Source organism: Blattabacterium cuenoti (assembly GCF_014252395.1).
Classification (GTDB): domain Bacteria; phylum Bacteroidota; class Bacteroidia; order Flavobacteriales; family Blattabacteriaceae; genus Blattabacterium; species Blattabacterium cuenoti_AA.
In genome coordinates, this window is record NZ_CP059219.1 from 584,407 (window position 1) to 599,512 (window position 15,106).

The following is a 15,106-nucleotide window of genomic DNA, read 5'->3' on the forward strand; positions in this document are numbered from 1 at the left end:
AATTTCAATGAAAATTCGTTATTATGATCTTATAGATCAAACTTTTGATTTTCCTACTGAGGAATTTTCTATTAAAAATAATTTATTAGAATTTCATGGTATTCCATTAATGCATCTTATAGAAAGATATGGAACTCCATTAAAATTTACATATCTACCAAAAATATCTAAAAACATAAAAAGAGCTAGAAAATGGTTTGAAAAAGCTATTCAATCTAATCAATATAATAATAGATATACTTATTGTTATTGTACTAAAAGTTCTCATTTTTCTTTTATCTTAGAAGAAGCTTTAAAAAATAATATAAGTATTGAGACTTCATATGCTTATGATATAGAAATTGTAAAAAATCTTTATAAAAAAGGAAAAACTGATAAAAATGTTGAAATAATATGTAATGGATTTAAAACCAAAAATTATATTAATAACATATCAGAACTTATTAATAATGGTTTTTATAATACTATTCCTATATTAGATAATTCTGATGAATTAGAAAAACTTAGTTTAGTTATAAATTCACCTTTTAAATTAGGCATACGTATAGCTTCAGAGGAAGAACCTAAATTTGAATTTTATACTTCTAGATTAGGAATTGGATATAAAGATATTATTGTTTTTTATTTAAATAAAATAAAAAATAATCCTAAAGTAAAATTAAAAATGTTACATTTTTTCATTAATACAGGTATTAAAGATACCGCTTATTATTGGAATGAACTTTTTAAGTGTTTACATATTTATGCAAAACTAAAAAAAATAGCACCAGAATTAGATGTTTTAAATATAGGAGGAGGATTTCCTATTAAAACATCAATGTCTTTTAAATATGATTATGAATATATGACAAATGAAATTGTTTATCAAATAAAAAAATTTTGCCAAAAAGAAAACGTTTCTGAACCACATATATATACTGAATTTGGAGCATACACAGTAGGAGAAAGTGGTGGTATTTTATACAAAATACTTAGTCAAAAACGTCAAAATGATAGAGAAAAATGGAATATGATAGATAGTTCTTTTATGACTACACTTCCTGATACTTGGGCAATGAGTAGTAGATTTATTATGATGGCAATTAATCGATGGAACGATTCTTATGAAAGAGTTTTTTTAGGAGGATTAACATGTGATAGTGATGATTATTATAATTCAGAACAACATATGAATGCTATACATCTTCCTTGTTTTCATAAAAATATTCCATTATATATTGGATTTTTTAATACTGGAGCTTATCAAGATACAATAAGTGGATATGGAGGAGTACACCATTGTTTAATTCCTCAACCTATACATATATTAATAGATTTAGATCAAGAAAAAAAATTGGTATACAAAATATTTAGAAAATCACAAAATCCTGAAGAAATATTAAAAATATTAGGTTATTGAAATTCAATGATAAAAAAAACTTTTGCCGGAATATCTAAAAAATATGCAACACTTGAAAAGTCTAAAATAATACTTATACTAATTCCATATGATCGTACTCAAACATGGAAAAAAGGATCTAAAAAAGGACCAAAAGCTTTTCTATCTGCATCTGAACATATGGAATTATATGATATTGAAACAAATTCTGAAGTATATAAAAGAGGAATTTTTATATCTGTACCTGTTTTACCTACTTCTATATCTTCTAAAGATATGATTGATAAGGTATACAACGTTACAAAAAAATTTTTATTTAAAGAAAAATTTGTTACTATTATAGGAGGAGATCATTCTATATCAATAGGAAGTATTAGAGCTTTTGGAGAAAAATATGAAGATTTAAGTATTCTTCATATGGATGCACATGCTGATTTACGATCCATATACAATGGAGATCCGTATAATCATGCTTGTTCTATGCATGAGGCTTCAAAAAAATACCCTTTAATACAAATAGGTATTCGTAGTATGGATTTTATAGAAAAAAAATATGTTCAAAAAGGAAATATTTTTTACATGCATAAAATTTATAAAAATGATACCTGGATGAAAAAAGCTATTCATAGACTATCAAAAAATGTGTTCATAAGTATAGACATAGATGTTTTTGATCCAAGCATAGTTCCTTCTACTGGAACTCCAGAACCAGGAGGATTATATTGGTATACTACTTTAAAATTTTTAAAAAAAGTTTTTAAAAAAAAAAAAATAATAGGATTTGATATAGTTGAACTTTTACCAAATAAAAAAGAACCTTCTTCTGATTTTTTAACTGTAAAACTTTATTATAAATTATTATCATATAAATATGAATTAATTAATAATTTATGAATAAAATCATTATAGCTATAGATGGTTATTCTTCCTCTGGAAAAAGTACTTTAGCCAAAGCTATTTCTAAAAAACTAAAATATAAATATATAGATACTGGATCTATGTATAGAGGTATTACTTTATTAGCTATTCAAAAAAAAATGTTTAACAGTGATTTATGGAATGTATCTAATTTTATACCTTTTTTAAAAAAAATAAATTTTAAGTTTAAATGGAATAAAAAATTTAATAAAACGAATATTTTTATAAATAAAGAAAATATTCAATCAAAAATTAGATCAATAGAAGTAACAAAAAAAGTTAGTTTAATAGCACGTATTCCAGAAATACGTGAAATATTAACTACTATGCAAAAAAATATGGGTAAAAAAAAAGGAATAGTTATGGATGGAAGAGATATCGGATTATCTGTTTTTCCTAAATCAGAATTAAAAATTTTTATGAAAGGTTCTATAGATATTCGTTCTTATAGAAGATATAAAGAACTAAAAAAAAAAGGAATAAAAATTACTTATGATGAAGTTAAAAAAAACATTATTTATAGAGATATTATGGATACTTCTCGTCATATTTCCCCACTTAAAAAATCTTCAGATTATATAGAAATAGATTCTACATTTATAAATATAGAAGAACAATTAAATTTAATTTTTCAATTAATAAATAATAAAAACAAATCATAATATTATTACATGAAGTTATTAAATAAAAAAATAGCTCTAGTAACAGGTGGATCAGGAGATATAGGAAGATCTATAGTAAAAACTTTTGTAAAACATGGAGCTAATGTTATTTTTACATTTTTTTCATCAAAAAAGGAAGCAAATAAATTGGAAGTTGAATTGAAAAATTCAGTAGAATCATATAAGATAGATCTTTCAGATTTTAATTCTTCAGAAAATTTAGTTAAAAATATTTTAAAAAAATATAAAACTATCGATATATTAGTTAACAATGCTGGTATTATAAAAGATAATTTTCTACTTAAAATATCAAAAGAAGATTGGGACTATGTTATAAAAACTAATCTTTATTCTGTTTTCAATTTAACTAAACATGTTATTATTCCTATGATGAAACAAAAAAAAGGAAGTATTATTAATATGAGTTCTATTGTAGGACTTACAGGCAACATTGGTCAATCTAATTATGCATCATCTAAAGCAGGAATTATTGGATTTACTAAATCAATAGCAAAAGAATTAGGTAAAAAAAATATACGTTGTAATGTTATAGCTCCTGGATATATTATTACAAAAATGAATTCTAATCTTAATTGTGATATAAAAAAAAATTGGATAAAAAATATACCATTACAACGAGCAGGAACTCCTCAAGAAGTAGCTAATTGTACTTTATTTTTAGCTTCAGATTTATCTAATTATGTTACTGGTTCTGTTTTAAATGTAAATGGTGGATTAATTTAAATTAAAAATGTATTCCAATAAAAAAATTGTACAAAGTTTAGGTGAAATTTTGAAAGCTAAATCTATATTTAATATAATTATTTCTCCAGGATCTAGAAATGCTCCAATCATTATACATTTTACACAAAATAAATATTTTACTACTTATAGTATAGTGGATGAACGTTGTGCAGGATTTTTTGCTTTAGGAATAGCTCAACAAATAAAAACTCCTGTAGTTGTTAATTGTACTTCTGGATCAGCTGTTGTTAATTTTTATCCTGCATTAATAGAAGCTTTTTATCAAAAAATTCCACTTATTTTTATTACTGCAGATCGTCCTAAAGAAATTATAGATATTTTAGAAGGTCAAACAATTCATCAAGAAAATATTTTTAAAAAACATGTAGAAACTTCAATTCAATTAACTGAAGATGAATCTGAATCAGGATTATGGTATAACGATAAATTAATGAATGAATCTATTAATAAATGTATTTTAAAAAAAATACCTATACATATTAATATTCCATTTTCAGAACCTCTTTATGAAACAACAAATAAATTAAAAGTAAAACCAAAAATAATTAAAATTCTACCTGTAAAAAATAATATTAAAAAATATAAATATTACAAAAAAGAATTATATATATGGAAAAAATATAAAAAAAAAATGATTTTATTAGGATTAAATTATCCAGAAAAAAATATGGAAAAAATATTAAGAAAATTAAGTTTAGATCCTTCTATTGTTGTATTTACAGAAACAACATCTCATGTACATGGAAAATTATTTTTCTCAAGTATAGACCAATTACTTTTTGGTATGACTTATAAACAATGGAAAAGTTTAAAACCACATATTTTATTAACTATTGGAATCAATATTATATCCAAAAAAATAAAGTTCTTTTTAAGAAAAGATCCACCAATATATCATTGGCATATAGGTGAAAATCATCTATCCTATCCGGATACTTATTATAAATTAACTACTTATTGGCCAATTTCCCCAGAATCATTTTTTAAAATTTTTTATAATTTTAATATAATAAATAATTTGAATTTTTCAAATTATAGATATAAATGGGAAAATATAAGAAAATTAAAAATAAAAGAACAAAAATTTTTTTTAAAAAAAGAAAAAAATTTTTCAGAAATTAAAATTCTTTTTTTTATTTTCAATAAAATTCCTAATAATTCTATCCTACAATTAGGAAATAGTATGATAATAAGATATTATCAACTTTTTAATAAAAAAAAATATTCTATTCAATCCTATTGTAACAGAGGTGTATCTGGAATAGACGGTTGTGTTTCAACAGCTATAGGTTCTTCTGTAATTAGTAAAAAAATTGTAACATTAATTGTTGGAGATATAAGTTTTTTTTATGATAGTAACGCTTTATGGAATAATTATACTCCAAAAAATTTTAGAATTATACTTATTAATAATGGAGGAGGTCATATTTTTAAATTTATTTCAAAAAAATTACCTAAAAAAGTATTCAACTTTTTCGAAACAAAACATATTTTTTCTGCAGAAAAAATATGCAAAATGTATAATTGGGAATATAAAAAAGTGTGTAATAAACATGCTTTAAAAAATAGTTTATCCTTATTTTGGAATAATTCAGATAATCCTTGTTTATTAGAAGTAAATACTAAAAAATATAATAATGCAGAAATTTTAAAAAAATATTTTTTTTAAAAAAAATATCCCAAAAAACTTTAATTCTAGCAAAAATTTCTCTCAATTGTACTTTTTCATCAAAAGAAAAACTTTTAGCATTAAATGCTATCACATCTAATCCTAAACAATTTCCAATAAAAATAGCTCTTTCATTATGAAATTTTTGAGATATAATTGTAAATTTTTTTTGATGAAAATTTTTATAAACTCTTGATATAGAATGTAAAGTACTAATTCCATAAAAATCTTCATAAATAAAATTAGAAGGAATACCTTTTTTTATTAATTCTTTTTTCATCATTTTTGGTTCATTATAATTTTTTTCTCTATTATCTCCACTTACAATAATATAACGTATTTTTCTATGATGAAAAAGAATAGCTGCTGCATCTATCCTATATTTAAAATAAGCATTTATACCACCTCCATGTAAATACTTAGAAGTACCTAAAACAACACCATATGTATTATATGGAATATATTTTATACAATTATAATTTTTTTTTATTGACCAAAAACTTATTACAAAGTAACAAGAAATGATAAATATAATTAAAGTTAATAATATACGTTTTATTATAATAAAACATGAAATCTAACAAGAATCATTCTCTATTACCCATTCGCCTTTTTCTAAAAAAAATTCTGCTTGTTTAAATTTAATATTTTTAGTTTCTCCTGTAATTAAATGACGAATATTAATTCTATTGTTTCTACCTATTTTTTTACCATTTTTTACTTTCATAAAATAATCTAGATTATTATTTGGAATGCATAAAACTTCACCTCTTTTTATAAAAGATTTTAATAAAAAAGATATAATTTTTTTATTAATATCATAAACTCTTTCCTGAAACAAATTAAAAGCATTTTGTTTATAAACTATAAGAGGATCTTTTTGTTCAAAAACAGCATTTTGCACTGAATATCGTAAATTATCCATTTCACGTAAATGTTCTTTCCACTTATCATCCATAAAACATAATATAGTTTTTTTTTCAAGTATTGATAATAAGGATTTTCCTTTAGTATCATAAAATTCCTTTAAATCTGACATAGAAACTATATGATGAAATCCATCTGTAAAGATTACCTGCAATTTATAAAATTCTTTATTTATTCCAACGATATTAGAAACAATAGTTTCTATTTCTTGATTTATTTTTTCTTTTTTTTTATCGTACAAATATATAATTGTATCATGAAGTTTATTTATACAATTATCTTCTTTATAAGAAAAAAAATCTTTTTCTTTTATAGGAAATTTAATACCAAAAATGTTATTAAATTCATATTCTAAATTTTTAAAATCGTTAATAGATTTATTAACAGTTATTATAACATTTAATAAAAAATATACCATATTAGAAATATCTAAACTCAATTCATTTCCATATAGAGCATTTTTACGTCTTTTATAGATAAATTCTCTTTGTTTATTAATAACATCATCATAATCTAATAAACGTTTTCGCATACTAAAATTGTTATCCTCTATTTTTTTTTGTGCTTTTTCAATAGATTTTGTTAATAAAGGATGTTGTATGATGTCTCCTTCTTTATGACCAAATTTATCCATTAATTTAGAAAGTCTTTCTGTATCAATAAACAAACGAATTAAATTATCTTCTAAGGATACATAAAATTGAGAGCATCCTGGATCTCCTTGACGTCCAGATCTACCTCTTAACTGATTATCTACCCTTCTAGAATCATGTCTTTCAGTTCCTAAAACATATAAACCTTCATTTTCTATCACTTCTTTAGAAAGTTTAATATCTGTTCCACGTCCTGCCATATTAGTCGCTATAGTTACAGATCCAATAAATCCAGCTTTTTCTATAATTTCAGCTTCTTTTTCATGCAATTTTGCATTTAAAACATTATGTGATATTTTTCTAAATTTTAAAGCTCTGCTCAAAAATTCTGAAACCTCTACAGAAGTTGTACCAACAAGAACAGGACGTTTTTCTTTTTTAGACAAAAAAATTATTTTTTCTATGATAGCGTTATATTTTTCTCTTTTTGTTTTAAAAACAAGATCTTGTAAATCTTTTCTTTGTATAGCTTTATGACTAGGTATTACTACTACATCTAATTTATAGATATGCCAAAATTCTCCAGATTCTGTTTCCGCAGTACCTGTCATTCCTGATATTTTTCTATACATTCTAAAATAATTTTGTAAAGTTATCGTAGCAAGAGTTTGACTAGAAGATTCTATATGAACATTTTCTTTTGCTTCTATAGCTTGATGTAATCCATCAGAATAACGTCTTCCTTCCATAATACGACCAGTTTGTTCATCTACTATTTTAACTTTACCTTCTAAAACAACATAATCAATATCTCTTTCAAACAAGGTAAAACCTTTAAGAAGTTGATTAATAATGTGTATTCTTTGTGATTTAACTGAAAAATTTTTCAAAAGTTTTTCTTTTTCTTTTATTTCTATTTCTTTAAATAAATTTTTATTTTCTAATTCAGTTAATTCTACATTTATATCTGGTAAGACAAAAAATCCAGCATCTTCTACATTATTGGATAAAAATTCTATACCCTTATCTGTTAATTCTACAGTATTATTTTTTTCATCAATAATAAAATAAAGATCTTTATCTACCTTATAAATATCTCTACCATAATCTTGTAAATATTGACTTTCCGTTTTTTGTAATATTAAACGAATATTATCTTCACTTAAAAATTTAATTAATGATTTTTTCTTCGGTAAACCACGGTATGCTTGAAATAAATTTAATCCACCTAATTTTTTATCTCCATTTTTTATTAAATTTCTTGCTTTTTGTAAACAATTATTAACTACTATATTTTGTTTTTTTACAAGTTGTTCTACTTTTTCTTTAAAAAATTCAAATTCATTTTTATTATCTTTTTTAGAGTCTACAGGTCCAGATATAACTAAAGGAGTACGTGCTTCATCTATTAATACAGAATCTATTTCATCTATAATTGCATAATTTAATTCTCTTTGAACTAATTCATCTTTAGAAGAACTCATATTATCTCGCAAATAATCAAAACCAAATTCATTATTTGTACCATAGGTAATATCTGCTTTATAAGCTTTTTTACGCATATCTATATTAGATGATGGATAATTATCTATACAATCTACTGTTAATGTATGAAACTCCATTAAAGGAGCCATCCAATTTGTATCTCTTCTAGATAAATAATTATTTACTGTAACTATATGTACTCCTTTTCCAGGTAAAGCATTTAAATAAGCTGCTAGAGTAGCTACAAAAGTTTTTCCTTCTCCTGTAGCCATTTCAGCTATTTTTCCTTGATGTAAAACTATTCCACCCATTAATTGTACATCATAATGTACCATATCCCAAATTATAGGTTTACCATATGCATCCCATCTATTTATCCAAATAGCGTAATCTCCATCCAAAGTAATATAAGATTTTGTTTTTGATAACTCTTTATCAAAAAGAGTAGATTTCACAACAAGTTTTTTATTTTCTTTAAAACGCTTAGCTGTTTCCTTAATAATAGAAAAAGCTTTAGGTAAAATATCTATTAATATTTTTTGTTCTATTTTATTAGATTTTTCTTTAATTATTTCTATACTTGAATAAGTTTTTTCTAAAGTTCCAATAGTATTAAATTTATCTTTTATATTATTTAATAATTCTTTTTCTTCTTCTTTAAATTTTTTTGTAGAATTTAGTATAATATTTTTTAAATATTTAGTTTCATTTCTCAATTCTTCATCAGATAATGTCGATGTTTTTTTCTCTTCTTCTTTGATTTGAACTAATAATTTACTAACCTCTTTAAGGTCTCTATCATTTTTATTTAAAAATTTATTTAAAATATTTCTGATAAAACTCATATAATATTAATCATAAAAATAAAGTTAAAGTTCATATTCATCTCTATTCCAATAAAAATCTTCGTCATCACGTGGATAATCAGCCCATATATCTTCTATAGATTCAAAAATCTCCCCCTCTCCGTTTTCTAATTGCTGAAGATTTTCAACTACTTCTAAAGGCGCTCCAGTACGAATAGCAAAATCAATCAATTCTTCTTTTGTTGCAGGCCAAGGCGCATCTTCTAAATGAGAAGCTAATTCTAAAGTCCAATACATATATTTTAAAAATTAAAAAATCAAATAAAATGATATTTTTATATATTTGATTCTCAAAAATCAATGAACTTTTTCATAAAATTACAAGATAAAATTAGTGAATTTAAATTACAAATAAATTATATGAAAAAGTTTCCAAAAATTGTATTTATAGGTTCTAATAATTTTTCCCTTTCATCTCTAAAAGAATTATACATTAAAAAATATAATATTGTAGGGATAATTACAAATCCAGATTTTACATTATGTAAAAAAAAAGAAAAATATTTTACACCTATAAAAAAATACGCATTAAAAAATAATATACCTTTTTTACAACCAAAAAATCTTCTTGATTATTCTTTTTTAAAAAATTTAGAAAAATGGAATCCTGATATACAAATTGTTGTTTCTTTTAAAATTTTGCCAAAAAAAGTATGGAATTTACCTAAAATGGGTTCTTTAAATTTACATCCATCTATTTTACCTCAATATAAAGGAGCAGCTCCTATAAATTGGACAATTATAAATGGAGAAAGTAAAACAGGATTAACTACTTTTTTTATAGAAAAAAAAATAGATTCTGGAAAAATTCTTTTGCAAAAAGAAATAAAAATAGGAAAAGAAGAAACTGCAGGAGAACTAGAAGAAAAACTAAGTAAAATAGGTGGCTATTTGATTATAAAAACCTTAGAAGGTATTCTAAAAAATAAAATAAAACCCATTGATCAAAAAAATATGAAAAAAAAAATTAATTATTCCTTGTTAAAATATGCTCCAAAAATATCTAATAAAGATTGTAGAATACAATGGGATAATTCTATAGAATCTATTTATAATAAAATAAGAGGGTTATGTCCTTATCCAACTGCATGGACTTATTTATTTTTCAATGAAAAAATATTTTTTAGATTTAAAATTTTTTTTGTAAAAAAAATACATGAAGTTCATTCTTTTCCAATTGGATTAGTTATTATTATTTCATATGAAATGAAAATTTATGTGAAAGGAGGTTTTCTATTTATTTTAGAAGGACAAATAGAAGGAAGAAAAAAAATGAATATTAAAAACCTAATTAATGGTCTTAACATAAGAAGAAATCTTTTTGTTAGATAAAAAAAAAGATTTCTTCTTATGTTAAGAGTTCTTTCTCCTTTTATTATATTTGTTATCATTAATTATAAGATTGTTTTATAGTTAATTAAAAAAATTAAAATTATATATATAAGTTCATGAACAAAACAGAATTGGTTAATTCAATAGCTGAAAAAACTGGAATAACAAAAATAAAAGCAAGAAATGTTACAGATGCATTTATTGAAACGGTAATTGAATCCTTAAAAAAAGGAGTTAAAGTAACCCTTGTCGGATTTGGAACCTTTTCTGTTATAGAAAGAAATCCAAGAAATGGAGTTAACCCTAGAACAGGAAAAAGAATACATATTCCAGGAAAAAAAGTAGCTAAATTTAAAATAGGAGCAGAATTAACAAAATTGTAAAATATTAAGAAAGGATAAAGTTTTTTTAAAACTTTATCTTTTTTATGGTGATAATCTACATAAAATCCATTTATTATTTTTTTCTAATTTATTATAAACAATTCTGTCATGTAATCTATGAGATTGTCCTTGCCAAAATTCCATTCTATATGGTTTTACTATATATCCTCCCCAATAAAATGGACGATCTATAGTTTTTTTTTTTCTAAAAAAATCTTTCCATTTATTATATTGTTCTAATAAATACTCTTTAGATGGAATTTTAGTACTTTGTCTAGATACCCAACTTCCTATTTGATTTTCTTTTGGTCTTTTATAAAAATATTTATCTGATTTATTTTTTTTTATTTTTGATGTTATTCCTTTAATAATTATTTGTCTTTCTGTTTTTTCCCAAAAAAAAGAAAGACAAATTTTTGGTATTTTTTGTATAGATCTTCCCTTAAAACTATAATAATTTGTGTAAAAAATAAATCCTTTTTCAGAATATTCTTTTAATAAAACAACTCTAGTTTCTGGACAACCATCCTCTCCTATAGTGGATATAGACATAGCATTGACTTCAGTATTTTCAGAAAAAATTTTTTCTTGTTCTAACCAATTATGAAATAATTTTAAAGGATTTTTTGGAATATCTAATTCTAATAAAGAATTTTTTTTATAATTTTTTCTATAATTACTTAAATCAAAAGTCATATTTTTATGATTAACTAAAAACAAAAATATATTAACTTTAGTATTATTAAGAATGGTTAATATTATATTTGTATTTTTAGGTGTGATAGCTCAGTTGGTTAGAGCGTTGGATTCATAACCCAGAGGTCGGGGGTTCAAATCCCCCTCACGCTATTAGTACAAATATATTTTATGTATTTTTTTGTTTCTAGTTTTTACCTATTTAATAGGTTAAATGCTTTATATAAAATTAAAAGTTTTAATAATTCAGGTTCAGAATATTTTTTTTTTGATATTGTAGAAAATAATAAATTAAATATTATAAATGTAATATCAGAAAATATAATTTCTACAAAAATAAAGGTTAATTTTATAGGAAAACAATCTATAAAAAAAATAAGAATAGCAGTGTATGCTAAATATATGATAGATGTATTAAATACATACTCAAATGAAACTATTCTTATTAAAAAAGAAAAAAATACATTAAATATTTATTCTAAACAAGGAATTTGTGAAATTCCAATTATTATTGGATTAACTAATTTATATAAAACAAAAATATTAGAATATTCTTCTATAAAAATTACCCTACTTTCAAATATATTTTTAAAAATATTAAACAATACTTTATTTTATGTTAATAGTAACATAAAACTTAAACCTGTTTTTAATGGAGTTTATTTTCAATTTTCTACATGTGAATCAAATTTTGTAGTTAAAGACACTTTTAGACTTGTAAAATATTCTATAAAAAAACTTGTATTTAATAAAAATGTGGAATTTTTTATACCAAAAAAGTCTCTTAATATTATTAAGAAAATTTTAGAAAACGAAAAAAAAAATAATATTGTTATTGTATATAAACATAGACTTAATATAGTTTTTTATTTTAAACATTATATTTTTTCATGTCCGTTAATAAATGATAATAAACAAAATTATGATTTTATAATCAATAAAAATTATGATTTTATAATCAATAAAAATTATGATTTTATAATCAATAAAAATTATGATTTTATAATCAATAAAAATTATGATGTATCATTAATAATAGATAGATTATTATTTTTAAATTCTATTAAAAGAATTTCTATTTTAAATAAATTTATTTATTTATATATTAATTATAACGAATTAAAAATCTTTGAAAAAGATACTATTAATTATTCAAAAATGAAATGTAAATCTATTTTCAAAAATTTCAAAAAAATAAAAATGGTTTTTAATTCTAAATTTTTAATTGAAAGTTTATCTTATTTAAATGGTAAATTAATTTATTTTGATCTCTATTATTTAAATAAAATAGGTATTTTAAGAAAATTTACTGATAAAAAAGGAGAATCTATACATATATTGATTATGTCTACAATAACAACATGAAAATATCATATAATTGGCTTAAAAAATATATTTCCATTGATATGGATATCAAAAAAATATCTAATATTTTAACTGATATAGGTTTACCAATAAAAAGTATAAAAAAAATTACGGATATAAAAGATTATATTTTAGATATAGAAATTACTCCTAATCGTACGGATGCTATGAGTCATTATGGAATTGCACGTGATTTATATACAGTTTTAAAATTTCGTGGTTATAAAGTGCATTTATCTAAACCAATAATAGATAATGAAATATATTTTCATAACAATAAATATATTCAAATTTTTTTAGAAGAAAATAAAAAATGTATAAGATATTCTGTTATACTTCTCTTTAAAATAAAAATAGATACATCTCCAAATTGGTTAATTTCTAGTTTAGAATCTATAGGAATAAAATCTATAAATAATATAATGGATATAATTCATTATGTGATGTATGAATTAGGAATACCTATACATGTTTTTGATTTAGATAAAATAATAGGAAATAAAATTTTTATAAAAAATGCTCAATCATCTATGCATTTACAATCTATAGATAATAAAGAAATAATTGTTAATAAAAAAGATCTGATTATATCAGATTCTGATCAACCATTATCTATAGCTGGAATTATTAACAATATTAACTATAATATACATATAAAAACTAAAAATATTTTTTTAGGAATCGCTTGTTTTGATCCTATTATTATACGAATTTTTGGAAAAAAACATTTAATAAAAACAGATGTTCAATATTTACTTGAAAAAGGAATAGATCCTAATTTAACTATATACGCTTTACGAAGAGCTTCTTTTCTTATCAAAGAAATAACTAATACAAAAAAAAATATTTCTAATATTATTGATGTTTATCCTCATCCCATAACATTTAAAAAAATAAAACTTCGTTATAAAAAAATAATAAATACTATAGGAGTAAAAATATCAAAAAAAAAAATTAAAAATATTTTATCATTACTTGAAATAAATATACATTCAGAAAACGATAATTATTTATTGGTTATTATACCTACATATAGAATAGATGTTAAAAGAGAAATAGATTTAATAGAAGAAATATTACGTATTTATGGAATTAATAAAATTAAAATATCTAATCAAATAAAAGTATCACCAATTCCTATATTTTTTTATAGAAAAGAAAATGAAATTAGAAGATGTTTATCTCAACAATTAGTTTGTTATGGATTTCAAGAAATTATTTCTAATACTATAATTAAAAATGATCAATATTCTTCTTTATTAAATTCTTTCTTTAAAAGAGAAGAAATAAAAATTATAAATCCTTTAACAAAAAATTACAATTCTATGCGTTCTAGTTTACTATTTGGAATGATAGATTGTATTAAATATAATTATAATAGAATTTTTAATAAAAATTTTAAATTTTTTGAAATAGGAAAAATATATTATAGAAATAACAATAAGTTTTTAGAAAAAACATATTTATCAATTTCTATTTTTCAAATAATTCAAATATCAGAAAACAATTTTAAAATAAATAACTATCCTTTTTTTTATTTAAAAGGTATAATTGAACAAATTTTTCAAAAAAGTGGAATTTTTGATTATACTCAAATATGTTCTAAACATCCTTTATTAGAAGAAAGTATTTCTATTTTATTAAATAATAAAAAATTAGCTGAACTAGGTATAGTTAAAAATAATTTTTTTAAAAAAAAAAATATTTTTTATGCGGAAATAGATTGGGAATATTTAGTTTCTATTATTCAAGATAAAAAAATAATTTATATTCCATTTTCTAAATATCCTACATCAAAAAGAGATTTATCCTTATTAGTTGAAAAAAACGTTTCTTTTGAAGAGATAAATCAATTAATTAAAAATAAAGAAAATCATATAATTAAAAAAATTCAATATGATTTATATGAAGGGATAAATATACCAAAATCAAAAAAATCATATACAATTAGTTTCTTTTTTGAAAGCCAAGAAAAAACATTAACTGATAATATTATTAATGATTCTATGAAAAAAATTGAATATTTATTAAAAAATAAATTAAAAGCTGAAATAAGAAATAAATAAT

The 15,106-nt window shown here is 21.7% G+C and carries 13 protein-coding genes and 1 tRNA gene; 10 read left to right on the forward strand and 4 right to left on the reverse strand.

The window, feature by feature from the left end; translation table 11 throughout:
- The first annotated feature begins 7 nt into the window (after nucleotides 1-7).
- Genes H0H36_RS02860 through menD form a run of 5 tightly spaced genes read left to right on the forward strand, consistent with a single transcriptional unit; the run spans nucleotide 8 to nucleotide 5,392 of the window.
- Nucleotides 8-1,399, forward strand: coding sequence for a type III PLP-dependent enzyme domain-containing protein (locus tag H0H36_RS02860; RefSeq protein WP_185869579.1), 1,392 nt, complete (start codon nucleotides 8-10; stop codon nucleotides 1,397-1,399).
- Nucleotides 1,400-1,405: 6 nt separating this feature from the next.
- Nucleotides 1,406-2,272 carry an agmatinase gene (gene speB / locus H0H36_RS02865; protein ID WP_185869580.1) on the forward strand — a complete coding sequence of 289 codons (867 nt, stop codon included), beginning with the start codon at nucleotides 1,406-1,408 and terminating at the stop codon, nucleotides 2,270-2,272.
- Entirely contained in the window at nucleotides 2,269-2,958 is a 690-nt protein-coding gene (gene cmk, locus H0H36_RS02870) for a (d)CMP kinase (RefSeq protein ID WP_185869581.1), read from the forward strand. The genes speB and cmk overlap by 4 nt, the downstream gene beginning before the upstream one ends.
- 9 nt (nucleotides 2,959-2,967) lie before the next feature.
- On the forward strand, nucleotides 2,968-3,702 hold the full coding sequence (gene fabG / locus H0H36_RS02875; RefSeq protein ID WP_185869582.1) for a 3-oxoacyl-[acyl-carrier-protein] reductase: 735 nt from the start codon (nucleotides 2,968-2,970) through the stop codon (nucleotides 3,700-3,702).
- A 7-nt stretch (nucleotides 3,703-3,709) separates the two neighbouring features.
- Nucleotides 3,710-5,392 carry a 2-succinyl-5-enolpyruvyl-6-hydroxy-3-cyclohexene-1-carboxylic-acid synthase gene (menD, locus tag H0H36_RS02880; protein WP_185869583.1) on the forward strand — a complete coding sequence of 561 codons (1,683 nt, stop codon included), beginning with the start codon at nucleotides 3,710-3,712 and terminating at the stop codon, nucleotides 5,390-5,392.
- Here the strand turns inward: menD and H0H36_RS02885 are convergent.
- The 3 genes from H0H36_RS02885 to H0H36_RS02895 are packed head-to-tail and all read right to left on the reverse strand — an operon-like array spanning nucleotide 5,346 to nucleotide 9,500.
- A complete protein-coding gene (locus H0H36_RS02885; RefSeq protein WP_317167158.1) occupies nucleotides 5,346-5,969 on the reverse strand; it encodes a SanA/YdcF family protein in 624 nt (207 codons plus the stop codon). The two genes, menD and H0H36_RS02885, sit on opposite strands and share 47 nt — an antisense overlap.
- Nucleotides 5,970-9,242 carry a preprotein translocase subunit SecA gene (locus tag H0H36_RS02890; RefSeq protein ID WP_185869584.1) on the reverse strand — a complete coding sequence of 1,091 codons (3,273 nt, stop codon included), beginning with the start codon at nucleotides 9,240-9,242 and terminating at the stop codon, nucleotides 5,970-5,972.
- 24 nt (nucleotides 9,243-9,266) lie between these two features.
- Nucleotides 9,267-9,500: a DUF2795 domain-containing protein gene (locus H0H36_RS02895; protein WP_012840601.1), complete on the reverse strand. Its 234-nt coding sequence runs from the start codon at nucleotides 9,498-9,500 to the stop codon at nucleotides 9,267-9,269.
- A 63-nt stretch (nucleotides 9,501-9,563) separates the two neighbouring features.
- On the opposite strand from H0H36_RS02895, the gene fmt reads away from it, so the two are divergent.
- Nucleotides 9,564-10,595 carry a methionyl-tRNA formyltransferase gene (fmt, locus tag H0H36_RS02900; protein WP_238786202.1) on the forward strand — a complete coding sequence of 344 codons (1,032 nt, stop codon included), beginning with the start codon at nucleotides 9,564-9,566 and terminating at the stop codon, nucleotides 10,593-10,595.
- A gap of 116 nt (nucleotides 10,596-10,711) precedes the next feature.
- A complete protein-coding gene (locus H0H36_RS02905) occupies nucleotides 10,712-10,978 on the forward strand; it encodes an HU family DNA-binding protein (RefSeq protein ID WP_185869585.1) in 267 nt (88 codons plus the stop codon).
- A 42-nt stretch (nucleotides 10,979-11,020) separates the two neighbouring features.
- On the opposite strand, the gene pdxH is transcribed toward H0H36_RS02905, so the two are convergent.
- Nucleotides 11,021-11,674 (reverse strand): pyridoxamine 5'-phosphate oxidase, encoded by a 654-nt coding sequence (gene pdxH, locus H0H36_RS02910; protein ID WP_185869586.1) that lies wholly within the window; start codon nucleotides 11,672-11,674, stop codon nucleotides 11,021-11,023.
- Nucleotides 11,675-11,753: 79 nt separating this feature from the next.
- Between pdxH and H0H36_RS02915 the strand changes: the two genes are divergently transcribed.
- From H0H36_RS02915 to pheT, 3 genes are all read left to right on the forward strand, one after another.
- A tRNA-Met gene (locus H0H36_RS02915) sits at nucleotides 11,754-11,827 on the forward strand.
- An 18-nt stretch (nucleotides 11,828-11,845) separates the two neighbouring features.
- The gene (locus tag H0H36_RS02920) at nucleotides 11,846-13,039 is read left to right on the forward strand and encodes a DNA polymerase III subunit beta (RefSeq protein ID WP_185869587.1); all 1,194 of its coding nucleotides are present in this window, start codon (nucleotides 11,846-11,848) and stop codon (nucleotides 13,037-13,039) included.
- The gene (gene pheT / locus H0H36_RS02925) at nucleotides 13,036-15,105 is read left to right on the forward strand and encodes a phenylalanine--tRNA ligase subunit beta (RefSeq protein ID WP_185869588.1); all 2,070 of its coding nucleotides are present in this window, start codon (nucleotides 13,036-13,038) and stop codon (nucleotides 15,103-15,105) included. Before H0H36_RS02920 ends, pheT begins: the two co-directional genes overlap by 4 nt.
- Nucleotide 15,106: the final 1 nt, after the last annotated feature.